This window comes from Haloplanus salinarum (genome assembly GCF_009762275.1).
GTDB classification, from domain to species: domain Archaea; phylum Halobacteriota; class Halobacteria; order Halobacteriales; family Haloferacaceae; genus Haloplanus; species Haloplanus salinarum.
Genome location: NZ_CP034344.1, coordinates 67,173 through 91,480 on the forward strand (window position 1 = coordinate 67,173; position 24,308 = coordinate 91,480).

The following is a 24,308-nucleotide window of genomic DNA, read 5'->3' on the forward strand; positions in this document are numbered from 1 at the left end:
CAGTATAATAGATGTTCGTGGGTCCAGACTAGAAGCAGTCAGGACATTCCCATACATACCCTCGACTCCTGCGCCGGTCGCTTTTTGGCATTTGAAGAGACTCACAGAGGCCGCAGGTCTTGAATTCGGACTCGGGAATTAGTTCTATGAGCTCCTCCTTCCAGATCCGAATTTCAGCCGTCTTGATGTTGTTCCGTTCGTTCTCTACCTTGGAACTGTTCCTGTTGAATTCCCACTCTCGATTTTCGTTACGGCGCCATTCAGCCAATATTCGGAGAACCTCGTCTTGTTCGTCCACGCCATCAAGATCTTCTTGGCAGTCCTCCACGACATCTCGCCGAATTTTCGGTTCCACCTTGTCCCAGACCGCGGGGTTGCTTCCATCTCCTTCGTGCCGCTCTTCCTGTCGTTTTTGTTCGTCTTCCAACTCCTCGATTCTGGCATCAAGAGACTCTCGTATCGGGGCGAGATCGGGGATACTCATACGAAGATACCACGACTGGAACGTCATAATATTCTGGTGCTGTACCGCTTCTGTCTGGTTTAAACAGGTGTTGCGAATCGCCTGATTCTATCGTGTTCAGCTCTCACGATCAGCGATCAGCCCGAATCGACACTATTCTCTGGGAATCAGGTGTCGTTTGACTTCTCTAGAACAATGATTGCAGAGTGCCGCTGGCATCGGGAGCGTATCTGGGGAGAATTCCCGGGTGTCGCCTGAACGGGCTTCATGACCACAGACGGTCGTCCCAGTTTCATTCTGTACGAGGTGGTACTTCGCCTTCCCCGATTGGCGGAGCGAGAATGCAGATTCGTCTTCTGTGGGATAATCGTCGTCTACAATATCTTCGACCGTTGCCGAGGAGATCCAGTATCTGCTGAGATCCGTCCACCAGGTGTTCGAGCATCGAATTTGCTGGCGGAAGAGCTGCCGGTAATCAACCGTGAACCGTTGCGAATCCTGCTGAATGAGGTCATCGGTGTGGAACTCGAGTGTCCGTGGGGATCGCTCTTCTCTGTTTGATTCAGGCTCTAACTCGATGGTCCACTCCGTTTTGACGTACGCTCCACCGGTGTATTCGACAGTGTCTGCGCTTACAGACTTGGTACGGTCACGAAGCCAACGAACGGTCGGTGGACGGAGCTTCTCAGTGAGTTGCTCTGAGAAGATGTCGTGTAGCAGTTCATCCGTGACGAGTGCGTCTTGGAGGGCGGTTCCGAGCTCTCGAGGTGCCGTCTGGTTCGTATAGTTCTCTGCCTGTGCGATGAGTGTCTCTCGAGCTTCGGCAATCCCATCGACGGTCAACCAGAATCCGTACGGTTCGTGACCATCGGTGAGCACTTCGCCATCGGTGATCCGAACCAGCATCGGCCGGATATGGTCAGGTGCCGGAAACAGATGTAACTGGTATTGGTCGGTGACCGGGACTACTGGATAGGGGAACTCCTCTCTAGAGGGTACTCCCCCCTCGTTACGGGGTATGGAGAAACCTCCCAGGTCTGCTACCGGGACGTGCCTTGGCATACACTCCGTGATACGATTCCAGTACGTCCCATATCGGTGGTCGCGAGGACCGCGATTAATTTGCATTGTGAGTAGACCGATTACCCCCAGTCACTTAGTATTCAGGGGGTAGTGGGGGAAGGGGCTATAGAAGAACTACCATACTACAAATCGGGAACTTAGACTAAGTAAAGGTTATAACATTCCCGCTAGGTGATGTGACTATCCAGATGACTCAGAAGACAATTGGACAGAACACCGGCCAATCGGGCCGGGTGAATCTGTCCGGACCCGAACTCGACCAATTCGATGCGGAGGTTGGGGACGCTATCAAGGTCGATGTCGCGGAGTCGAAGGGGATCGCCAAGGCGATCATCGAGAACAGCACGGAGTGTGAATTCGTAATCGTATCCAAACCAGAAGCTGATTCCTCACCCACGGAGGAAATCGATGAGTAGTGAGTACCCTTCTCTCTTCGAAAGCTGTCAGCCACGAGACGACGTCTTAGACGGCTCGCTCCAGGAGGAACAGTTCGCTGCGAAACTCTCGACTGTCGTCCACAACCCTGAGAAGGCAGCACCAGTCTATCGAGACCCCGACTCGTTCTACGATATGACCTATCCCACGGAGGGTCTCCGCACGCTGCTCTCCAATCTCACGGGGCGTTTCTTGGCGACCACAAAGTACGACCCCGGCTCGTATACTTCGAGCATTCTCTGTCTCGACACACGGTTCGGTGGTGGGAAAACGCACGACCTCATCGCCTCTTACCATCTTGCTGAGAACCCCGTAGATATTGACGACCTCTCACACTACCTGCTGGACGGCGACGAGGAGCTTGCGGCCGACTATCAAGATGCGGTGGCAGAGGGCCTCGATATTGCGACGGGGGTCTTCATCGGAACGAAGGCTGATAGCAAGGATGCCCGCCATGCCGACGACGATCCGGATGCTCCGAATACCCGGACGATGTGGGGTGAACTCGCGTACCAGCTCTATGGGCTCGATGGCTACGAGTACCTCAAGGACTACGACCAAGACCGGGACGCCCCCGGTGAGGGGACGCTCTCGAAACTCTTCGCTCAGCACGACCAGCCGGCTCTCATTCTGATCGACGAAATCGCCGACTACATGAACAAAGCCGCGGGCACGCCTGTCGGTGACAAGACGCTCGCCGATCAGACGCTTTCGTTCGTGATGGCGCTCCTCGAAGCGGCTGCCGAGTCGGAGCACGTCACGGTCGTTTACTCTATCGCGGATACAGCGTTTGGTGAACAGGCTGACCGGGTTCGTGATGGCGTCCGTGATCACATTGAGGAGGTCAACGAGATCGGCCGGCGGCAGCACAAGACGGTCACACCGACCGACGAAAACGAGATCGGACAAGTCCTTCAACACCGTCTCTTCTCGGAAGTTCCAGAAAACGCCGCGAGCGAAGCCGCTGACTCATACTTCCAATTCTATGATCAGGAAGACCGGCAGTATCCACAGGAAGCCACCGACGCTGGCTACGTGGATGTCCTCGCTCGCGAGTACCCCTTCCATCCCTCCTTAATCGACGCTCTCACGGACAAGATCGATACGATCCCTCGATTCCAGCGCACGCGTGATGCCCTCCGCTTGCTTGCTCGAGCCGTCTACTACCTCTGGAATCACCAGCCCGACAGTTACGACCGCCACTGGATTCGGATCTACGACCTCACAGTCGCTGATGACGATCCTGGTGGTGGGATTCAGACTATCCTTCGTGAGCGCCTATTCGACTTCGTCGATCTGGGTCCCGCAGTGACCGCCGACATCTACGACGACGATGGTACCGCGCACGCCCAGCTTGAGGATCGGAAATGGACCGAAAACGGTCTCCCGCCCCTCGGAACCCATCTGACAACGACAGTTCTCTGGCACAGCCTCGCATATGGTGAACAGGCCGCTGGCCTAACCCACGCCGATTTGAACCTCGCCATCGGTCATCCCGATCTGAACTTCGACGACTACGATGCCGCCCTATCGGCACTCCGGGGCGACGATATGGATGTCGCGTGTTACTTCCTCTACGAGGAAGAGCGCCTCCGATTCAAGCAAGAACCAAACCTGATCCGGATCATCGACCAGCGGATCGAGTCTACCCCCGAAGCGAGCGCTCATTCGCGTTTCCAGAACCGTCTCACCTCGAAGGAAACCGGCGATGGTGGCTTCCAGCCGGTGGAGTTCCCTGAATCGCCGGCGGACTTACCGGATACCCCGGATACGCCGAAGCTCGCGGTGATGCATCCGGACACCGCTGCTGTCGAAGACGGCGGCGATACGCCGCCGAACCGGGTGACTCAGCTCTACGAGCAGCAAGCCGCAAAACACGAGGGAGAGACTGAGACGCGAATCTACAAGAACTACGCTCTGTTCCTCGCCCCTGACGCTGATCGGATGGATGCTGCAATCGACGAGGCTCGGCGTCTCGAGGCTATCGAGGCCCTGCTTGATAGCCCTGAACAGAAAGCCGACCTCTCCTCGGAACAAATCGAGGAGCTTCGAGAACGGAGCGACGAGGCACAGCTGATGCTCGGAGAGCTCGTTCGGAACGTCTACCGGCACCTCTACTACCCTGACCGGGACGGGCTTACCCACGTCACCATCGGTGCGACCGAATCCAACGGCGGGACGACACTGGTCGACGCTGTCCAGACAACGCTCGAGGATAAGATCGTGAAACGCGACGCCGGCGCTCGTGGGTCCGCTCACGTCCAACAGAAACTCTGGCAGCAGACCCAGGACGCTATGTCCACCGAAGCGCTGGTCAACCAATACGCGAAGAAGCCGGGGCTGGACTACCTCTTCAGCACAAAACCGATTCGAGAGACTGTCTCCTCCCTCGTTAGTGACCACGGGTACGCATACTGGGATGGCGAGTCTGGGACAGCGTACTGGGTCGGGACAACGGAGCCTGAAACGTGGCCACACCCGGAACCGTTCGCGGAATCCCCCGATGTCGAGACCTCGATTCGGGACAGCGATGTCCAGATCGGGAGCGCCTTCGTCGTTTACCGAGAGATCGACGCGCTCGTTGACGACCACCTCGACGAAATCGACCGGCCAGAACAGACGGTTGCCACTTGTGCTGAGTGTGGGGCGGAGGTTGAAAACCCAGAAGGCAGCGAACCCTACTACTGTGAGGAACACCAGTCCGATACGACCTGTCGTTCCTGCGGCAAAGAGGTCGCTAGCGAGCAGCTGCTGGACGAACGAGGTCGATGCCAGGAGTGCCAACCCGAGGAATCCTGGGAGGCGAGCAAGAAGATGATGTCCGCTTCACGAGCATTCTCGGAAGTTCGTCGTGACGCGGAATCGAAGGCCGGGACTGACCGGACGCCGCTGCTTGAAGAGGTGACCATCCAGGTCGGTGGGGACGAACCTTTCCAGGCGGCCAAGTTCATCAGTCAGCGACCTGGATTCAAAGCCCGTGAAGACTCGGTGACGGTTCGAATGCAGTACGAAACCCGGACTGACGACGGAACGTACAGCGCAGAATTCACAGGATCACCGAGCCGATTCCGGGACGTGATCGACCAGCCCGGCTCGTTCGGTGATGATCGAGAGACCATCCAGTTCCGTTTCCAGTTTGACGAGCCCGAACCGATTACTGACGAGGGTGACGACCTCCTCGCTGCCCTCGATAACGACCTTGATGCGGGCAACATCGACGTCCGGGTCGAAGGGCGTGGCCCGATTCAGGCGAGCTCGGAGGTGACGGTCTGATGGCGAGTCGCGGTTCGGAATTTGAGACCTCACCCGCCGAGGGGACAGAGGAGGATCGGCTGGTTCGCTACGGGACGAGTATGTTTGGTGGCCGCCCGACGTTCACGCTCGTCCGACGAGAGACAGACGGTGGCGGCGAGTGGACGCTCCATGAACTACTCCCTCGCGAACAGGCTGAAGCCCGCCGTGATCGCTTGGAGCGGGATGGTCGTTCGCTGAGTATCACACCAGTCGAGGATCTCGTCTCGGACATCGCTGGCGACGACCTCCTTTCCAAGCTCGATGGTTGGACGTGGGATGAGTGGGCCGGCGCAAAGGTCGCACGGCTTGACCCGACCCGCGTCCGTGCGCTCCAGGACGTCGTCAGGGAAGCGATCGAGGGCACGCCAGGAGATTCCTCAGAAGTTCTTACTGGTGGGGCTGGATTCGTGTTTCTACCCGAGACGGCAGGCGTCCGGCTTGCTGTTGCCTTCCGTGGCGTGAAACCGATCCAGCGTATCGATCGGATGCGGTCGCTGGCTCGAGGCGTTGCACGGATGAGCGATGAGGAGTGTTACTACTGGTACGCAAAGTGTCGGTCTCCGTCGAGTCCGAACGGCGAAAAGGCCCTTCGAGTGTTGCTGACGGACCATATTGAGTGATCTAACTATGAGCCGAAATCCCGAAAACCAAGATAGCGATTCGGAGCTGAAGCGTGTCGCAATTGAGGGGAACCTTCCCCTGAAGGCGGTTGGCATCGAGAATCTGAAAGAGGCGAACCCTCAGCATATGCCTCCTCACCGGTATCTCCACCCTTGGTTTGCCCGGCGACCTACGCCAGCTTCGAGACTAGCCGTTCTCGCTTCGATACTTCCCGAGGGGGTTGAGGCCAACGAACTCCTTCGGTGGATTCAGATTGGCCCGTCAGACGAGAGTGGTAACGTCGACATTGCGTCGTATGTGGCTGATAAAAAGAGTAGTGAAGACTCGAGAGAGGGAACTCTTCAAGATCACTATGGATATCCACGTCCATTCACTCGTTCTCCTACGGAAAGTCAGCGAGCAGAAATCCATGATCTTCTCAGAGATTTCTGGGATGGAGATTTACCTACTGTGATGGACCCTACAGCGGGCGGTGGCGTAATCCCATTTGAGTCTCTTCGATATGATTTGCCCACTATTGCTAACGAACTGAATCCTATCCCCTCACTTATGCTTAAGGCGATGAATGAGTATGCTCCCGAAGTCGGCTCATTAAATACTGAACTCAAACAGTGGGGTGATGAGATTGACTCTATTGCATCTGACAACCTATCAACTTATTTCCCTAGTGCAAATGATCGTCAACGCCCCTCTCATTATGCATGTACCTATACAGTGGCCTGTCCTGAGTGTGCCTGCAATATTCCCTTAGTCAAGAAGTGGTGGCTGAAAAAGTCCTCCTCCTCAAAAGGGATTGCCGCGAGACCTGTCCTTTCAGACGGTTCTGATAGTGTTGAATACGAATGTGTCTCCCTTCCCGACGATGTCTCAAAATCCGAATTCAATCCTCAAAATGGCCCAAAAACTAGGAGTGGTGCAGAGTGCCTGCGATGTGGAGTCGTTTTGGAGGCTGATTCAATTCAGGAAAAATTCCATGAAGGCGAATACGATGTTGAGATATACGGGGTAAAATATGTTGAGGACGGGGGAAATGGTGGTTGGCGGGCTCCCAATGAGAAAGATCGACAGGCGCATCAGAAGGCAGTCGAGAGGGTTGAATCTGATTTCGCTCTAAATAGCCTGATTACCGAAAACCGCTATATTGGTGATGAGGATCGAGCAGGTCCCTATGGTGTTAAGGAATGGCGGGAGGCGTTCACGCCAATCCAGCTGATAACCCATTACGAGTACCTTCAGGCATTCCAAGAGTGCAAAGAGGAAATACGCTCTCGATACGATGAACGAAAGGCTGAGGCTCTTCTAACCATTCTCTCATTAGCAGCCAGTAAGGCAGTAGATCGAAATACTCGGTTTTCACCTTTGGATACCAGCAAAGGATATCCTGGTGATGCACTAGGTGGAAAGCATTTCACCCTGCAGTGGGCATTTGTTGAAAATAACCTCTCTACAGGAAACCAGCGCTATCGGACGATCCTCGATCGAGTTGCCAATTCCTATGAAGAGATCGTATCCTATCTGGACGGAGTTGATCCATCTCGCTCGGAAGTTCTAACGGGAGATGCTGCCGATCTCTCACTCGATGACGATAGTATACAGGCTGTTGTTATTGACCCTCCATACTATGACAGCATTATCTACTCAGAGCTGTCTGACATGTGTTACGTATGGTTGAAAGAGTACGTTGGCGATCTCTTCCCTGATATGTTCTCCTCAGGACTAACTAACAAAACAGACGAAGCAGTTGCTAACGTCGCTGAATATAATGAAGTTGCATCCGGATCTAAATCGAAGTCTGACTTTGCCGCCGAAGACTATGAGGATAAGATGGCTGAAATATTCCAGGAACTCTACCGGGTAATTGAACCCGGGGGAGTAATGACCGTGATGTTCACCCACAAGGAATCCAGTGCCTGGGATACGCTTACGAAGTCGCTTATTAGATCTGGCTTTACTGTTACCTCTACTCACCCAATTACTAGCGAGATGCCTCAGAGGACAGATACTCGTGGAGGGGGTTCCGCGGATAGTACACTTCTCCTTACAGGTCGAAAGCCTGTTGATGCAGATGAGAAAAATGATGAAGCCATCCCCACGCTCTGGAGCGATGTTCGTGCTGACACCCGCGAAGTCGCGAAAGAAGCGGCACGGAACCTCCTCAATGCCGGTCTCTCGCTAACCAAGACAGACGTAATTATCTCAGCCTTCGGCCCAACTCTCAAAGTCTACGCTGATGCATATCCCGTCGTAGACGACCAAGATCAGGAAGTACCCCCGCGACGAGCACTGGAAGAAGCACGTGAAGCTGTTACGCGGGTCCTTGTGGAAGAGTACCTCGAGGGTGAGCGGCTGGACAATTTAGATGATATCACAGAGTGGTATATTCTCTCTTGGCTGGTTCATGAATCAGATACATTCCATTACGACGATGGACGTCAGTTGGGACTCGGTATTGGGGTCGACATCGACGATATCAAACGGTCCACGAAAATCTGGGGCAAGAAACGAGGCGACATTCAATTGAAGACCCATGAGGATCGCGTCCAAGATATCACACTGCCCCCCGAAGAGAGATCTAACCGGACGCCCGTCGATCCTGAAGCACTGTCCTACACGATCGCCCTCGATGCGGTTCACGCCGCTATGCACGTCTACGAGAAACAGGGCGAGGACGTCGCGATCGATTGGCTCAAAGAACGCAACTTCGACACAGACGCTGGATTCAAAGCGACGCTGAAAGCGCTCCTGCAAGTCCTTCCCCAGCGGAGTTCGGAATGGGAGGCCGCTCGCGACCTCGCCATAGGCCGGACCCACGACGCCCTCGGCCTCGAGTTCACCCCGACCGATTTCGCTGATGTCTCAAAAGATAGGTCCGAACAGACCGAACTCGGTGACCACGCCTAACTCGAAACTCCTCCAGTATGACTAATCTACGTGACCGCGAGTGGCAGTCGATCTACGAGAGCAAGCCCGAGCAGGGACGCGCCCATCTCGTCAAGGACTTCTACGAGCCTGCACTAGAACGCAGTCAGCAATACGACCGGATCGCGGGCTACTTCTCCAGTACGGCACTCGCGGCTGCTGCCAACGGCGTTCACGCCCTCGTCGAGAACGATGGTGAAATGCGTCTCATCGTTGGCACCGAACTCTACGAGTCAGACCGTCCGGTTCTAGAAACGCTCACCGACCGTCTCGAGGACAACCTCGAGGACCTCGATGACGAACGCCTGGATGCGAATCTCCGTATTCTCGCGCGTCTCCTCCGCGAGGGCCGGATCCATATCAAGGTCGCCTATCCACGCTCTCCCTCTCACGACTGGGAGATTTTCCATCCGAAAGTTGGACTCTTCCACGATAGCGATGGAAACACGATTTCGTTCGAGGGCAGCGTCAACGAGACGGTCGGTGGCTGGGCTCGCAACTACGAGCGGTTCAAAGTTCATCGGTCCTGGGTTCCTGAACAGGCGGATTACGTCGCCGGCGACGAGGAGACCTTCGAGCGACTGTGGAGTGATGAACACCCCTTCGTCGAAGTGTATGATCTCCCCGAGGCGATCGAAGAGGACATCATCGACTGGAAAGCCCCAGACACCGAGAGCGATCTTCAGGAAGCGATTCAGATCGCGAACGGTACAGCTCCGCCGACGGAGCGCGACAAAGCGAACATCATTCAGGATGGACCGCTCTCGCCCGGTGGGCTCGCACTGGCCGAGGAAGCGAGCACGATCACGCCGTGGCCTCATCAACGAGTCGTCTCGGACACACTCGTCAATACGTATCCACAGAGCTTCTTGCTGTGTGACGAGGTGGGACTCGGGAAGACGATCGAGGCCGGTCTTACACTCTCCCGGCTCGGACTCACCGGCGAGCTGGAAACCGGGTTGTTGCTGGTTCCGGCGAGTCTGCAGCGGCAGTGGCAGGAAGAGCTCTGGGAGAAGTTCAACATCAACGCCGTCCGATTCGATCGGGATACAGCGGGCGATCACGTATTCCGGGACGTCCGCGGTCGCGACCACTATCCACCATCGGCAACGGACCTCGACCTCACTGGGGAGCGCGAATGGGCGGACAGCCCCATCTGGCGGTTCCTCTACGAACAGCAGTCGACTGATGCCGATGCATCGTCGCCGCTGGATGGGCCGACTGTCATCATTATGTCCTGGCACACGGCTCGTCTCGACGACCGGTGGGATCAGGTCGCTCCCTTAGACCGGGTATCCGACCGGTCTCGGAACGTCATCCCGGCAAGCTGTCGCGGACGCGACCACGATACGGAAGACCGGATGGGCGTGTGGGACGCCGTCATCGTCGACGAGGCGCACAACGCCCGGCGTGGCAGTAATTTCTACGCACTTCTCGAACAGCTTCGCGATTATACGCACGCCTACTACCTCTTGACGGCTACCCCGATGCAATTGCACTCTGGCGAACTCTACGATTTGATGCAGTTGCTGGATCTTCCGGGTGGTTGGGATAACCGGGATACCTTCATGGAGTTCTTCGAAACCCGAGACGGGCTGTCGCAGGCCCTCAACGAGGTTCTCGACAACCCGAGTTCAGAGTCCGACGAAGCGGAGGCTTCCTGGGACACGCAAGCCACGCTCGATGGACTGGAACACCAAGACCGGCTCCCGACGGACCGACCATTCTCCTCAAAAGTCTTCCAGCACCTTGCAGACGAACTCGAGATCAATGAGGACAGACAGGACCGTGCCATTGCCAAAGAGCGTGTGCTGACCGCGTGCCGGCTCGCACGAGCCTATGGAGACGCCTACGACGGCTATCTCGACCATGTCGACGACGCGATGGCAGATTATGACATCGACCGCTTCGAGGCGAGCGAGGATACGAAACTCAAACGACTCCTCTATCCTGAAGACGCCGACGAGTGGTTGATGGCGTCCCGCAGCGACCGACAGGACGCACTTGACGAACTTTCCCCGGGTGGTTGGCGAGTCATCCGCGATGTTCTCGCGGAGTCCACACCCGTCGACGCGCTCATCCATCGGAATACACGGGATACACTCCGGAAGTACGAGGCGGTCGGACTCCTCGATACGACCGTTCCGAACCGGAATCCCGAACAACGGAAAATCGAACTCACCGAGGAGACACGGGCGGTCTACGACCAGATCGACGAGTACACACGTGAGTTCTACAAGCGAGCCCAACAGACTGACGAAGCCCAAACACGCGCCATCGGGTTCGTGATGACCACGTACCGACAGCGACTCACGTCGAGTGTCTATGCGATCAGTCAGAGCCTGAAACACCGGCTTGAGACACTTCGGGCTCAACGAACCGTGCTTGCCGGACGGGAACGCGCTCGTGATCGGGACTATGGTGATGCGGAGCAGGTCGTCCTCGAAACGCTACAAAACGCGGACCTCGACGACGGGGACGTTCTGGATGAACTCGACGCTAGTAGCGACGACCTGGACCTCTCTGAACTCATCCCGAGCGTGACTGAAGAGGGGAAACAGCTTATCGAGGAAGAAATCGAGGCCCTGGAAGCGTTCGTCAACGACTTAGACTTGGTTGATACAGACCCGAAGATTCAGCAGCTGTACAACGACCTCGACGAGCTGGACCGGGCTGGTCACAACCGGGTGATTGTCTTCACGCAGTACGCGGACACAATGGACTTCATCCGGGACAGTCTCGCGGACCTTCTTGGAGCGACAATCGCGACGTATTCCGGTCGTGGTGGCGAGCTGTACGACCCCGATTCTGAAACGTGGGAGCACGTCGGGAAAGAGCGCGTGAAGCGTGAATTCTCTCGTGATGATGGGCAGGTCGATATCCTCGTCTGTACCGACTCCGCGAGTGAGGGGCTAAACCTCCAGGAGTGTGGGGCCCTCATCAACTACGACCTGCCGTGGAACCCGATGAGGGTTGAACAGCGTATCGGTCGGATTGACCGTATCGGCCAACGATTCGACGAGATTCGTATTCTCAACTACAGCTACGAGGACACGGTTGAGACGGACATCTATGATCGCCTCGACGACCGAATTGGCCTCTTCGAAAACGTCGTCGGTGAGATGCAACCCATACTCTCCGGCGTCAGCCAACAGATCCGGGATGCAACCTTGAACGCCGACAGCGCTGACGACCAGACTGCGGTCGAATCAGCTGACCGCGAGTTCTCTGAAGAACTCGAGGAACGCAATCGGGGCGACCGCGTCGATGTCGGAGAGTCACTTGAGGACGTCGACGACCTCGTCGCTCAGGACGTCGTCGACGAAGCAAAACTTGATGCGTGGCAGTCCTACAGTCACCCGGATCTCGTCGATGTCGGGGAGGAGGCATACGAGTATCACCCTCCGTTCGAGACACCAAGCCTCCAGTCAGTGTTGGTCGATAACGACGCTCTTGCCGAGGCCGGTGTCGAATTCACCCCGGTTCACGAGATTGACTTCGAGTACGATGACGGGGACTTCGACTTTGCGGACAGTACATACCGCCTCTCAGTAGGTGACGCACCGATTGAGGTCCCAGCCGGGGATGGGGAACAGACGATTGCACAGGCTATTGCGACTGGTACTGATGAAGTGGCGGTGACGTTCTCGGCTGTGTGTGCTGACGAGTTCCCATCGGTTCAGCATCTTGCACCAGGTCATCCACTTCTAGGACAGCTCCTCACAGTACTGCAGGATGTGAGTGAGGATACGTCGCGACTCCAACAGCGAATCGTGACTCGACCCGACCAAGACCAAGAGCCAGTCGTGTGTGGGTGGGGGCGGGACGGCGTGTTTACCCGGATTGCAGGCGATGGGACTGTGGCTGAAAATGGACCGATGGATTCCCTTCCGACGTGGTGTGATCAATTCCTCGATAACCGAGAGAAGTCAACAAAGCAGCCACAGTAGCTGGGTAGTTTTGTAAGCATGGACTTCCCAGATGAACCAATAGATGCCAAATACTGCTCTTGAAGCAAATCTCCGCGCTATCGGGGACGGTGCGAGACTGGAACAGTTAGCTGTTGACTTGCTTGGTTGAGAAGGATACGACGTCGTTCAACCGGCGTGAGGGGTCCGGATGGTGGGAGAGATGCACTTTTTGAATGCTCGGGAAAATCTGGCGTGTTCCATTAGCTATCTCTTTGTGGCTCCGAATAGACTCGGACAATATGTCGAAGCCGGATATTGAAGTCCTCGACGACGGCGACGCTTATCCATATTCATCGCATATCAGCGTAGACGGTACAGAACTCCAGCTGGGCGATCTTCTCCTCGTGTTTGATTCTCCCGACGACAATAGTGTCAGCTTCTTCGAGCGTGTCTATGGGTTTACTTGGCCGGGAGTTATCACTCACGTCGTCGATGGGCCGGTTCCCGCTGAGTTCCACAATTTCGAGGACTTTGCTGCGGATCTCGACAGCGGGAAGATCGCGGTCGCCAGCAAACGCGAACAAACGAGCTTCTTCGTCGACGAAGACACCGTCCGCACGATCACCCTCTACCGATACCAGTACCAGGGCGGGTGGCAGCCGATCGTGATTGATGAGCGACGAGATCCACTGGAAAACACCCCCTTCAATGAATCAATTACTCTCTGTGAAGATGGAGAGCAGGTAATTGAAGAACTACTCGGGACGAGTTCCCCTGAGGAGAAGCAGGAGGTTGAGCATATCTGCGAATTTCTGCGGTCTGCTGGTTATCAGCTAGATCCAATCTCTGATTCAGACGAATAAGCCTCTCACTCACCGATTCACATATAGTAGAAATACTGTGGCCGAACCTCTGAAATGGACTCCGTATCTACCTCGGAGAGGATTGTACCGACACGCTTTGCAACACTCACGGTTGCGGGCATCCGAATTGCGTAGTCCGATGTATTCCAGTCGAGTTTTGTGAAAAAGAGAATCTCCTTACAGATCTCTAACGAGGGTGTCTCACAGATCTCGTCAGGTCGGATCTCAATCGGTGATGGTACTCCACTCCCCTGATAGGTCGTCTCTTCCGGGACATATCCGGATGTGTAGAGATAGTGGACGTCGTCATCAGGGACGCTCAGGAGGGTTCCCCGCATGGCGGGATAATCCGTAGGCGGGAACAACCTGACCTTTGGCCGCCTACGAACCCAGACTAGATCTAAATCGCGAACACCGTCTGTGGCATCAAGCAACCCTTCACGTTCTTCTTCCCAGAAGACAGATGGCTTATGTAGGACGAACCGGCTGGGACGTGTCCCTTTCTGAGCTTCGTAATATTCCAGAATCTGCTCACCTACCTGCCTAGCCGCCTCATATGAGAGGTGGGGAGATCCATTCTCGTCCTCGGTGATATCCGGGAGTGGATCGCTCTGGAGGATAATATGGTCCCGTCCGTGAAAGACGTGAGCAAGAGCAGCTCGAATTACATCATCTCCTTCGTCTCGCTCTCTGTAGAACGAGAGTCCTGCGTAGCAGTGCCCATCTTCGATCTGCCGAGTTTTCCAGGGATGCCCTCGTTGTGACTTGTATAGAAGTCCAACTGTGAGATTCCAGGCCCGAGATGCTCGCTGTCGGTCAGTACGGATTGCAAGTGTGGATGGCTTAATCAGCTGTGTGGGGATTCGAGCCTCCATCCCGATCAGCTTGATTCGATTTCGCAGGTCAGAACCTTCCGACTGGATTCGCGCATGGTCCTGGTTCTCAGGAGTACACGCGTCCATCACTTCTTGCGGAATACAGACGATGATTGCGTTCGGCTGAACCGAATCCCGTTCGATTATCTCTATGTCTTTCCGCACTAGCTTCAGGAATCGCTCCATCCGATCTCTGGGGGTCGATTTACTCGTAACAGATTGGATGTCTCGTCGGCGAATTTGGCGTCTCCAACCCTTCTTTGCATTGATGGAGAGATTGAGCGGGGAACTCTTACCAAGGCCGGGATACGGAACCTGCCACGGATTATCACTCGTTCCTGGATGGATCCCGACCTCCATATCGTGAAGTAGTTCGGTCAACCGGCGGATCGAATCTCGATCGCCGATAATCCCGAGTTTGATTGTGTGGTGTCCTTCTTCATAGAGCCGTGGACCATATCTGATAAGGCCACGTTTGGGAGAGGTTTCAGTACCTCCTTCAAACTGAATCTCTGGCTCCTCGAGGTGACGAAGCGTGAACGGGGAATCTTCAGGCGTCATTGTTCAATTCCACCTGTGTTTTCGAGATCAGACGCTAACTCGATGAGCTCATCACGTTCGTCTCCGTCTTTGGGCGGGCGGACATTGAGGGACAACGAGTCAACTCTGGTCACTTCGAGTTCCTTTACGACGGGTATCTTTCCACCCATAAATCGATCAAGCTGGGTCTGATCCGACATCAGCAACTCTTCCCAGACACGCAGCTGGCGGTCGTACTTACTATTCTGGGCGTGGAAACGATTTGGCGAGAAGTCGTTTTGGAGCCGCGATTTACGCTCGCCTGTTACAGGCCGACGACCGTCAGAAGTGAAGACTTGTGTGGGTAGCAGAACGTAGTAGTACTCTTCCGCATAGCGCCGCACTCGTACTTTGACACCACGATGGATGACATCGGGGTAGGAGTCTAACTCCTTTGCAACCCACGATCGACCTAGTTTTCGCTTGGAACCGTGCTGTCTGCGGTTTAGTTCCGGGTATACAGTTGTTCCCTTCTCACGGTCGATGAGACAATCGTTATCTCTCGCAACGAGAGTGAAAATTCCCCTGAGAAGCGATCTTACGATGTTTTCACGCTCCTCTTCTTGAGCCCGCGTTCGGAGGAACTCCTCGAACTCTCGTGTTTCGAAACGGTCCTCATGTATGTAATGACGAGTAGACCCCGGAAGATGGTCCGGATGAACGAGCGAATATAATTTCCGCTCGTGAAGCTTGATGGGGAACGCTTCGTTGTTGTAATTATAGACGCGAGCAGATTCGGCTTCCTCCGTCGTATCTATGATGTACAGTGTCTCAGGGTAGCGGGTTACCTGAAACAGATTCGTCGCATATTCTGTTTCCTCTGAAACTGGTTCGTACGAGTGAAGATATGGTTCGTACTGGAACCGTTCTGTTTTCTCGAGTTGATGAGCTTGTTGACGGAGATCATCGTATGTACCGACGAAAACATGGGTATCGATAGCAAAATCCCGGAACTCATCTACATCAGTATCATCTAGCCGATCTACGACCTCATCGTTAACGCTGTCTTTGAGTTTTTCATAGAAGTCGACCAGTTTCTGATTATCGGTGACATCACGATCGAACAGGCCTTTCCAGAGCTGGTCATTAGAAAGTGTCTCCGTAAAAATATAGAAGTCAAACCGGTGGGGTTGGGGTTGTTTGATATATTCGAGGAAATACCGGGCCAATTCGTCTCTAAAATCGTTCGGGCTGAGGCCTGTGGAATACGCTTTTGCCTCGGCTACCACTTTATCGCCCGTAGCTTTGTTTACAAACTGAATATCGTCAAGCGTAGAGTGGAAGGCTGAATCCCGCTCAACCATGTAATTCAGCCCTTCCATGTACTCGATGACGACTTCCTTATAGTCCTCCCCGCGTCGCGCCGTCCCTTCCCGCTCTTTATATAGATTGTAGATGGGCACGTTGTACCTCGTTACAAGGAAGTCTCGTGTGAATTACTTTTCCCTCAGTCGTTGGATAGTCTACTGGGATCCGACGGTACTTCTATAATCCGAGCGGTATATATTGGGGATAATGAACCGCGGGGACTTGGGAACGACTCTGCGCCTCCTCAATCATGAACGAGGGGCCGCGGATGCGCTGCCGAAAAAGTCGCTTCACAAGCTCCTCTATCGTATTGACGTCAAATCTACAGAGCAAGATTTGGACATCGAGATTCCGTATTATTGGTATCTCTTTGGTACTGTCTCTCCAGCAACGCCTTCGACTGTCCCCTCAGCCAGTATTAACGAGCCCGGACTTGAAGATCGCCTACGTTCTGTTGTCTCAGAGGCTCTCGCTGAATATTACGAACATGGATTAGAATGGCTCACAGACCGAATGTATGATGATGCACCGTATCAGGTTCAGCGGGATTTTCGGGAGTTAGATAAGAAGATACGAACGTTACATACGGAGTATCACGATTTCTTTGAGGTTGACCCAAGCAGAGAATCGGTACTCCGCTCCGTCCACGACACTTTTGAATCATTTCCAAACGACCGATTTCCGGAGTATGATCGACCACTAATCAAGTGGTATAACGCGGTCACTCGAGAACTCCATTCGCATTCTCCTGACCCCTCTAGATTGATGACGGTGAATGTAACGTTCTGGCGTATCTTTGCACTCGAGCTTGCTCAACGGCATGCCCAGGGAATGTCTCCGGAAGAGGTCCGTGGGAACCTCGGTATAACCTCGTTTGAGGAGGCTCGGAGTTCTGCGATCCAGAAACTTGACGAATTCGAAGAGGAAGACCTTGATGCGAAATTTTCAGGATTAGCGACCGAACTCGAATCTGAACGGAGTGCAGCTGACGAACTTGTTGCTCCGATTCTTGAACGCCGGGGAATTGCGCACGAAGATCTCCATCCGGGCCAATGACTCGATACTTCGTAGACACTAACGTCCTCATTGGACTCACGTTTTCTCACGACCGGTGGGCCGTAGAAGCAGAGCGTATCCTAGACGGTCATAACACGCTCTTCACGAGTGAGTTTGTGATCTACGAGTATTGCAGCCGTCCACAAGGAGCGCCTCGAGTTGTGTCCGACCCCGATCAGCTACAGGTTGACCCTGACGATACCGATGGCGTGTTCGGGACCGTTCTTGAAGACTTTCAAGAGAATGTCGAGGATAATATCCCAATGTACAACCGAGAAATCGATTTGCAGCGCTACGATGGGCTTTCCTTTGAGAGGATCTTAGAGATTTTCTTCGATAATATTGAGGTTCGAAGTCAGGCCAAGCCACACTTTGTTCGGCACTTCCAGAACTACTTCTCCTCGCGCGAAATCACCCCACGGAATGCGAAACGGTGTGTCGAAGATCTTCGAGATCGTATTCTCCACGACGCAAAGGAGCGGAAAGACGCACTAATGGATGCTGTCCACGTCATGTCGTCAACTTATGACGATCAGGAGCGCGCTCGCAGTCTAGTCAAGGAGCACATCGGAATTCGAGAGTCCCGGATCCCTCCAGTAGACTCTCAGTGGCTTCTTGACGCAATAGGGCTTGCAGAACGCGATGTGCTTCAGCGTGTTGTGACCGGAGATAAGAAAGACATCGTCCGATATCAGCAACAACTGACGTCATTATTTGATGTTTCAATCCTCTATATTTTGGATGAGTTCCATACTCGTTCCCAAGTCGGTCAGGATTCACACGAAATCTTCTGATTACGCAACGACTGGTTAGAAGGTACACTGTCGCTGGAGCTGAGGTCCACTCTGACAGGAAGTACTTATGAGTGCCCTCCGGACGAAGCGTATGGGACTCTTTGAGACCTTATTTAGCTCATCCACCGGGGATACTGATCCTCAGGCACAGCAACCAAGTCAGCACGAAATCTTCCCCGAGGACAAGTACAATGTCGCATATGCTGTAGCCGCTCGGCGTGAAGAAATTCGGGCGTTAGAACACCTTCTAGAAGCGGATCAGACCTCACCTACCGCCTTGGAGGCTGAGCCTTTCCTTCAGGATATAATCGAAGATATGGAGCGGGATCGGGAATACTCCCTCCGCCTTCGCACCTCCGGGGAGGAGCTCGTCGACGATATTCGTGAACTCATAGAGCATTGGGATAATCAGGTAGATGAGCAGATAGGGACGATTTGGTGGCCTATCGGAGCAGATACGACGTTCAGGTTGTACCTCCATTATCTGGAACTCCGTGCTGACGCGGAGGATGACCAATTTTCGTTCCCGGAATCTGCTGGACAGGTTCACACTCTCGTCCAGCGTGGTCTTAGTACAATGGAAGATGATGACGACTCAAAGCTCGCTGTAGTCCACAAGCGAGACATTCCTTGGGAAGAACCAGCTGAGGACAGCTGATCCAGTTCGCTCCTTCTCAAAGAGACCGATTAATTGTATCCAGTATCAAAACCCAGCTATGGTAGAAATCTCAGACTCCCTGTGTTCGCTGTTCACTGCGAAAATTAAGGAGGAGGATGGCACATTCGTCATCGAGATTCCTCCGAGTGAGATCAAGCATGGTGCGCTGACAGTTGATGAAACCTACCGCATCGCTCTTCTTGATTCATCCTCCGAAGCTGAATCAACATCTCCACAGGCCCCACGGCATCCCGCCTCTCAGGGGAGCACGAGCCATGATTCATCTGGTCCTCCTGTTGATGAGGGAGAAGTGCGCGACGTGACAATCGAAACCGTCGGTGATCAAGGAGACGGTATTGCGAAAGTCGAACGGGGGTACGTCGTGATCGTTCCCGGCGCTCAGCCCGGCGACGAGCCAACAGTCGAAATCGAACAAGTTCAGGAGAACGTCGCGTTTGCGAGCATTGTCGATAGCGATCCGCGAGCACTCTAACCTGTTGTCCCTTCTGTGGATCGGTCTTCTTCTCGGTAAACCATCGGTGTGAGAAGGCTCCGTTCGAGTTTGTCTGATGGAGGTGGTTCTGAAAGTCACGTCACGTTGTCTTCACGCGTTCGCGATGGCACAACCTTCCAAGGCCGAAATTCAATCTATGACAAAGGAACCGATTGAGGTACTCGACGACCTGGCCGACCAGGTCGCCGATGAGTTCGAGGGGTATAGACAGCCGGACGAATTCAAGGATGTCTCGCTCGTGATTGAGAACAGCGACAAGGAGCGTCCGACGCTGATCGTTCACGTCGATAGGGAGGATGCGGAGGCCCTTGCCGACCGTATTGATGAGTTCCTCCGCGAGCACCGTGTTCGTACTGAACGGGAACGACACTCAGCTACGGATGTCCGTGTGTTAGCGACGGTCGACTGACACCGCCCTCCAATTTTTTGACTGACTGCAAGCACCGCTGAAGGACCCTATCTTCACTTCCGATCAAGGGGGTCCCGACCGCTTCAGCTCAGGTGGTTAATCTGTGCAGACAGATACTCTTGGAGAGCGGTGATCGTTTCTTCTGAGACTGCTGAGGCCCCGAAGTCACTCCGATACCCGTGCTTGAGTTCATCGCTCTCTATGATCTCCAGTCCACGCTCAAGCTGCTCCCGTAGCGCATCGTCGTCCCCTCGCCGAAGGTGAGGCGTGACAGCGTCGAGATCGATTTCTTCTGCTACTGCCAGGACGTCCCGGAGGTCTGTTTCACGGCCGCTATGGAGCTTTGCCGCGACGAGGACTGCCCCATCGATGACTCTGGCTGTGGTCGTCACTGTACCTCCGCTCACCTCCTGTTGGTGGCTGTGGTCGTACAGGTGGTCGAACGACCACTGTGCCTCCGTCTGGCGACACCCGAGTCCGTTTATCAGGAGATCGAAGCCGATCGGCTGCTGCGGCGTGAGCCGCTTCTCGTACTCGATTACTTCGGTGTCGTAGAACCATTTCTTGGCGTGACTGTCCGTTTCCTCGAATCCCTGCTGTTGGAGGAACTCGACGAAGTCAGCCTTGGAGTCCGGCGCGACGACGATATCGAGGTCCGTGGAGAAGCGAGCATTGAACGCTGAGACAGCGTAGCCGCCAACAAGAACGTACTCGTGACCCTGTTGGGTGAGCTCCTCGAGCAGTTCGATGAGCGCGTCACTTCGGTTGGTGAAGCTCATGGCTGTGCCCGTTCGGTCTCCCGATACGTGATGCCGAGGTCGAGGTCCTCGTACATCCGGTCGAGCATCGCCAGCCCCGACTGGAACTGGGCGTAGTTCTCACGCATATACTCGATTGTCTCTGCTCTCGGGATCACCGGGTACCCTTCGACGTGCTCGATATCGAGTGACGCGCGTGGCTCGAGGACGATCTGCAGCGGTCCGTCCAACTCGTCTCGGGGCTGTCGTTCGAATGCGGTCGGGAGGTCGAACCACTCGAAAAATGTCTCCCAGGCGTCGACGTCCTGCTCACGAACAGCAAGGAACAGTGGATAGTCGTCGGGCTCGCGACCGACCTGGTAGCCGCCCTGAGTCCACACGTAGACGGCGTCGATCCGCGTGAACGCGAACGGCCAGTCACTGAACTGGGGGATGACGTACGTTTCCTCGATGGAGGGTGGACTGACGCCGGCGCTGGCAGCGACGAGCTCGAGCGCTGCGTCGTGTACGCGCTCGTCGACTACAGTGAGGCCGTCGTCATAGGAAACGTAGCCTGCGTCTTCCAGCCGATTGACGGCCTGTCTCACTGTCTCGTAGGGCGTGTGGAGGTGTTGGGCGACACGGCGGATGGAGTCACCACTCTCGATGGCGAGGATAGTCTGTGCCGCCGTGTCGTCGAGCACCTCATACATCTGGTGGTTACCAATAATCCGGTAACAGTTAAAAGTCTTACTTGACTGGCCGTAAAGCACGATCTCCCCACTTGTTTCGAAGGTAGTCCAGATCCCCGCTGAAAACACGCGGAACGACTATAACGAATTCAACGAGCAAAACGAACAGAACGAGAAAAATGAATGGATTGAACGCATTCTGAGGAACGAACTGGTTGAGGATGAGCTGGCCGGCTTCTACTCGATGAATAGAACGAGTGAAACGAACGTAACGAATAGAACGAATGCATTGATGGCAACGATAGTGTTTGCCTCAACGAGCGAAACGAACAATTGGTTTTAACATCGTAGTATTCCTCTCACCGAGTGAAACACCCTCACCGAACCAAACGAACAGAACGACCAAAACGAACGGAACGAACACAACGAGGTAAACGAAAGAAATGACCGACACCAACACCGCACGAATCACCGTGGCGAATCAGAAGGGAGGCGCGGGGAAGACAACCGACGTCATTCATACTGGCGGCGCACTCGCTGCCCGAGGCCACGACGTCCTCCTGGTCGACATCGACTATCACGGAGGGCTCACCTGTTCGCTTGGCTACAACGATCTGTACTACGATACCGACCGTACGACGCTGTTCGACGTCCTCGACTTCGACCAGATGGAGTCGGTGAACGACATCATCGTCGAACACGAGGAATTCGACATCCTTCCCGCCAGCGAGAAACTCGCGAACAACAAGAACATCCAGACGCTGCTTGAGGCCCCGAAGAGTCGCGAGCGGTTGGAGATGACTCTCGACGAGCTCGACAAGGACTACGACTACATCATTGTCGACACGCCGCCATCCCTGAACGTCCTCACCGACAACGCCCTGGTCGCGACCGGCAACGTCGTCATCCCCGTCATTCCCGAGAAGCTCAACGCCAACAGCCTCCAGATTTTCGCGAAGCAGCTGAGTTCCCTCGAACAGGCGTACGGAGACATCAATCGGCTCGCCATCGTCTGTAACCGTGTCGAGCAGAACGCCGAGCACCGCGACACCATCGAGGAGATCAAGTCGGCGTACTCCCTCCCGGTGTTCGAGATCCCGAAGCGGACCGACCTCTCTCAGTCGATTGGCGAGGGGGTGTCCGTCTTCGGCTTCGGCAAGGAGAACCAGCGCGTCGAGGATGCACGCGACCTGTTCAACGAGATTGCCGACCTGTTCGACGAAACGTTTGAGAAGACCGCACCTGAGGAGGTGGAAGCATGACCGACGGCTGGGGCGATGCTTCCGGCATCGAGGGCAACTACGAAGAGGAGGACGAGGAGGTCGAATCCAGCGAAACGAGTGAGGTGAGTGAAACGGTGGAAACCAGTTCATCGACCGAAACGACCGAATCGACTTCAACGAGTGAAACGAACGGAACGAGCAAAACGAAGACGAACATCAAGGACGAGTGGAATGGGCGGACGATCTACATTCCCGACGATGTCCTCGACGAGATGGAGGACACCTACCTCGAGTCCCAGCTGAAGCTCCGCAAGGCGGGGCAGGACGAGTTCAAGAAGAACCGCCACTTCTACCCGCTACTCGTCCAGTTCGGTGTTGAGGCGCTCTCTGATGCGGATGCTGAGGAAATTCAGGCTCGGCTTTCGGAACTCGGAGACGAATGACCTCGCGCAGAACGAGGAACAGGAGGAGTTGAGACTGGCCATCTCAATGCATATGCCTCAAGCCCTCACTGCTCAGTCGTGCAGAGTTGGTCGATTTGCTCGTCCAAGTCGAGTTGACGGGTGAGTACGAACACTCACCTATTGTGACGGCCGACAATACGCTTACGCTGCTGAAGAAGGAGACCGGAATCGGATAGAGCGGTGCTCTGTCCGGGGCAATGCGGATTCCTGAGTGGCAACGCTGTCGGGAATCTTGGAAATTCCTCGATCCAGTTGGCAGTACGACACGAGAAAATCTTTGAGAGGGGATTCTAAGCGTCCTCCACTTACAAATTCGCCCGAAACCACGCATTACAGCCCCGCTAAACCCGCCGTAGTCTCAACTTCCACTGGCAAGAGTGGTTGAGGGTGGTTGTCTCAATGCATATGGTTCCCTCCTACGAGTGCCCGTGCAGACACGAATCACGTGAGTACGTCTTTGTTCCGGGACTGGACCCCTCACAAGATGTCGCTGATCCGGAGTGACTATTACTACCGATCGACGTTCAAAATTACAATGGAGGAAGCGATTGCCCACCGGCTCCGTTGGATTTACCTTCCGCTGTTTGCCGTGATCCTCGCAGCGTGGGTCATTCGCGTTACGGCGTTCGTTGAGCACCCCCGGCTAGAGAGTCTGCTATCGGCCAGATTCCCGGCGTGCTCGTGATTGGTGTTGCCGTCCTCTATACCGTGATTCCCGTGATAGCCGTCGTTAGTTTTTGAGTGTCATTCTCGGTGACCACGAACGAATGCACGTCGCAAGACAGTCAGAAGAACGTGCGTTTCGTACTTCTGGGTTCGGCAATGCTCGCAGGGCTGCATATCCGTGACAATGTCCTCGATTTCGTCGTCGTACTCGTCCGTGAGCGTGGTGAGGGCATCCGTAATCTGGGGCTGGATAGCGTCGATCATCTCCTCAACGGCGGAGTCGGCCGAATCTGGTAGTGAGTACGAGAGGACGATCGTGTTCGCCCCGTAGTATTTCGTCGTCCCACCGCGCCCCTCCTCGAACCGGACGACATCGACGAGGCCCGCGTCCCGGAGCTCGTTGATGTGGTGGCGCACGGTGTTTTCTGTTCGGTCGATTCCGCGGTCGGCGAGGCGCTCGTGTACGTCGCTCGCCGTCAGCGTCTCGTCAGCAAGAATATCGAGAATCATCGCTCGCATCGGTTCATCGATCGCATCGGAGACCCCCGTATCTCGAACGGCGATATCCTCGAGTTCGTGCTCGGCATCAGATGTGCTCATATATGGACCGAGAGCGTGTACAGGCTAAGTAGTGGCGACCATCGCACGGACTCCACCTGATGCCCACCTCGGAGGCCTGTCATAGCTCTAGATGACTCGTTTGTCCGTTCAAACACTCCGTATCCATATTCAAACATATCATCT

Annotated in this window: 21 protein-coding genes; 14 read left to right on the plus strand and 7 right to left on the minus strand. The window is 54.8% G+C overall.

Features of this window, described 5'->3' with window-relative positions:
• Positions 1 to 28: 28 nt before the first annotated feature.
• Together EI982_RS00315 and EI982_RS00320 are read right to left on the minus strand one after the other, a co-directional pair.
• Entirely contained in the window at positions 29 to 484 is a 456-nt protein-coding gene (locus tag EI982_RS00315) for a hypothetical protein (protein WP_233255203.1), read from the minus strand.
• Between the two features lie 132 nt (positions 485 to 616).
• Positions 617 to 1,525, minus strand: a complete 909-nt coding sequence (locus EI982_RS00320) for a hypothetical protein (protein ID WP_233255204.1) — start codon at positions 1,523 to 1,525, stop codon at positions 617 to 619.
• Positions 1,526 to 1,734: 209 nt separating this feature from the next.
• Here EI982_RS00320 and EI982_RS00325 point away from each other — a divergent pair, with 209 nt between their 5' ends.
• From EI982_RS00325 to EI982_RS00350, 6 genes are all read left to right on the plus strand, one after another.
• Positions 1,735 to 1,962 (plus strand): hypothetical protein, encoded by a 228-nt coding sequence (locus EI982_RS00325; RefSeq protein WP_004594467.1) that lies wholly within the window; start codon positions 1,735 to 1,737, stop codon positions 1,960 to 1,962.
• Positions 1,955 to 5,254 (plus strand): ATP-binding protein, encoded by a 3,300-nt coding sequence (locus EI982_RS00330; RefSeq protein ID WP_199243581.1) that lies wholly within the window; start codon positions 1,955 to 1,957, stop codon positions 5,252 to 5,254. The genes EI982_RS00325 and EI982_RS00330 overlap by 8 nt, the downstream gene beginning before the upstream one ends.
• A complete protein-coding gene (locus EI982_RS00335; RefSeq protein WP_004594464.1) occupies positions 5,254 to 5,895 on the plus strand; it encodes a DUF7680 family protein in 642 nt (213 codons plus the stop codon). The genes EI982_RS00330 and EI982_RS00335 overlap by 1 nt, the downstream gene beginning before the upstream one ends.
• 7 nt (positions 5,896 to 5,902) lie before the next feature.
• On the plus strand, positions 5,903 to 8,797 hold the full coding sequence (locus tag EI982_RS00340) for a DUF1156 domain-containing protein (protein ID WP_157687628.1): 2,895 nt from the start codon (positions 5,903 to 5,905) through the stop codon (positions 8,795 to 8,797).
• Positions 8,798 to 8,814: 17 nt separating this feature from the next.
• Complete coding sequence (locus EI982_RS00345; protein WP_157687629.1) at positions 8,815 to 12,765, plus strand: helicase-related protein; 3,951 nt, start codon at positions 8,815 to 8,817, stop codon at positions 12,763 to 12,765.
• 260 nt (positions 12,766 to 13,025) lie between these two features.
• Positions 13,026 to 13,589 (plus strand): hypothetical protein, encoded by a 564-nt coding sequence (locus EI982_RS00350; RefSeq protein WP_157687630.1) that lies wholly within the window; start codon positions 13,026 to 13,028, stop codon positions 13,587 to 13,589.
• Between the two features lie 17 nt (positions 13,590 to 13,606).
• Here EI982_RS00350 and EI982_RS00355 read toward each other — a convergent pair whose 3' ends face one another.
• Positions 13,607 to 15,025, minus strand: coding sequence for an argonaute/piwi family protein (locus EI982_RS00355; protein WP_233255205.1), 1,419 nt, complete (start codon positions 15,023 to 15,025; stop codon positions 13,607 to 13,609).
• Positions 15,022 to 16,446, minus strand: coding sequence for a hypothetical protein (locus EI982_RS00360; RefSeq protein WP_157687631.1), 1,425 nt, complete (start codon positions 16,444 to 16,446; stop codon positions 15,022 to 15,024). Before EI982_RS00360 ends, EI982_RS00355 begins: the two co-directional genes overlap by 4 nt.
• 112 nt (positions 16,447 to 16,558) lie before the next feature.
• Here EI982_RS00360 and EI982_RS00365 point away from each other — a divergent pair, with 112 nt between their 5' ends.
• The 5 genes from EI982_RS00365 to EI982_RS00385 all read left to right on the plus strand — a co-directional run bounded on the left by EI982_RS00365 (position 16,559) and on the right by EI982_RS00385 (position 19,782).
• Positions 16,559 to 17,407 carry a hypothetical protein gene (locus EI982_RS00365; protein ID WP_157687632.1) on the plus strand — a complete coding sequence of 283 codons (849 nt, stop codon included), beginning with the start codon at positions 16,559 to 16,561 and terminating at the stop codon, positions 17,405 to 17,407.
• A 161-nt stretch (positions 17,408 to 17,568) separates the two neighbouring features.
• Complete coding sequence (locus EI982_RS00370; RefSeq protein WP_233255206.1) at positions 17,569 to 18,201, plus strand: hypothetical protein; 633 nt, start codon at positions 17,569 to 17,571, stop codon at positions 18,199 to 18,201.
• Between the two features lie 91 nt (positions 18,202 to 18,292).
• Positions 18,293 to 18,859: a hypothetical protein gene (locus EI982_RS00375; protein ID WP_233255207.1), complete on the plus strand. Its 567-nt coding sequence runs from the start codon at positions 18,293 to 18,295 to the stop codon at positions 18,857 to 18,859.
• A 58-nt stretch (positions 18,860 to 18,917) separates the two neighbouring features.
• On the plus strand, positions 18,918 to 19,352 hold the full coding sequence (locus EI982_RS00380) for a TRAM domain-containing protein (protein WP_157687635.1): 435 nt from the start codon (positions 18,918 to 18,920) through the stop codon (positions 19,350 to 19,352).
• 157 nt (positions 19,353 to 19,509) lie between these two features.
• Entirely contained in the window at positions 19,510 to 19,782 is a 273-nt protein-coding gene (locus tag EI982_RS00385) for a hypothetical protein (RefSeq protein ID WP_157687636.1), read from the plus strand.
• Positions 19,783 to 19,865: 83 nt separating this feature from the next.
• Here EI982_RS00385 and EI982_RS00390 read toward each other — a convergent pair whose 3' ends face one another.
• Both EI982_RS00390 and EI982_RS00395 read right to left on the minus strand, forming a co-directional pair.
• Positions 19,866 to 20,561 carry a nucleotidyltransferase domain-containing protein gene (locus tag EI982_RS00390; RefSeq protein WP_157687637.1) on the minus strand — a complete coding sequence of 232 codons (696 nt, stop codon included), beginning with the start codon at positions 20,559 to 20,561 and terminating at the stop codon, positions 19,866 to 19,868.
• Positions 20,558 to 21,232 (minus strand): helix-turn-helix domain-containing protein, encoded by a 675-nt coding sequence (locus EI982_RS00395; RefSeq protein WP_157687638.1) that lies wholly within the window; start codon positions 21,230 to 21,232, stop codon positions 20,558 to 20,560. The genes EI982_RS00390 and EI982_RS00395 overlap by 4 nt, the downstream gene beginning before the upstream one ends.
• Before the next feature lie 422 nt (positions 21,233 to 21,654).
• On the opposite strand from EI982_RS00395, the gene EI982_RS00400 reads away from it, so the two are divergent.
• The 3 genes from EI982_RS00400 to EI982_RS18585 all read left to right on the plus strand — a co-directional run bounded on the left by EI982_RS00400 (position 21,655) and on the right by EI982_RS18585 (position 23,583).
• Complete coding sequence (locus EI982_RS00400; protein WP_095637937.1) at positions 21,655 to 22,473, plus strand: ParA family protein; 819 nt, start codon at positions 21,655 to 21,657, stop codon at positions 22,471 to 22,473.
• Positions 22,470 to 22,877 (plus strand): DUF8160 family protein, encoded by a 408-nt coding sequence (locus EI982_RS00405; RefSeq protein ID WP_157687639.1) that lies wholly within the window; start codon positions 22,470 to 22,472, stop codon positions 22,875 to 22,877. The genes EI982_RS00400 and EI982_RS00405 overlap by 4 nt, the downstream gene beginning before the upstream one ends.
• A gap of 556 nt (positions 22,878 to 23,433) precedes the next feature.
• The gene (locus EI982_RS18585; RefSeq protein ID WP_233255214.1) at positions 23,434 to 23,583 is read left to right on the plus strand and encodes a DUF2270 domain-containing protein; all 150 of its coding nucleotides are present in this window, start codon (positions 23,434 to 23,436) and stop codon (positions 23,581 to 23,583) included.
• 59 nt (positions 23,584 to 23,642) lie between these two features.
• Here EI982_RS18585 and EI982_RS00415 read toward each other — a convergent pair whose 3' ends face one another.
• Entirely contained in the window at positions 23,643 to 24,164 is a 522-nt protein-coding gene (locus EI982_RS00415; RefSeq protein ID WP_123124706.1) for an ArsR/SmtB family transcription factor, read from the minus strand.
• Between the last annotated feature and the right edge of the window lie 144 nt (positions 24,165 to 24,308).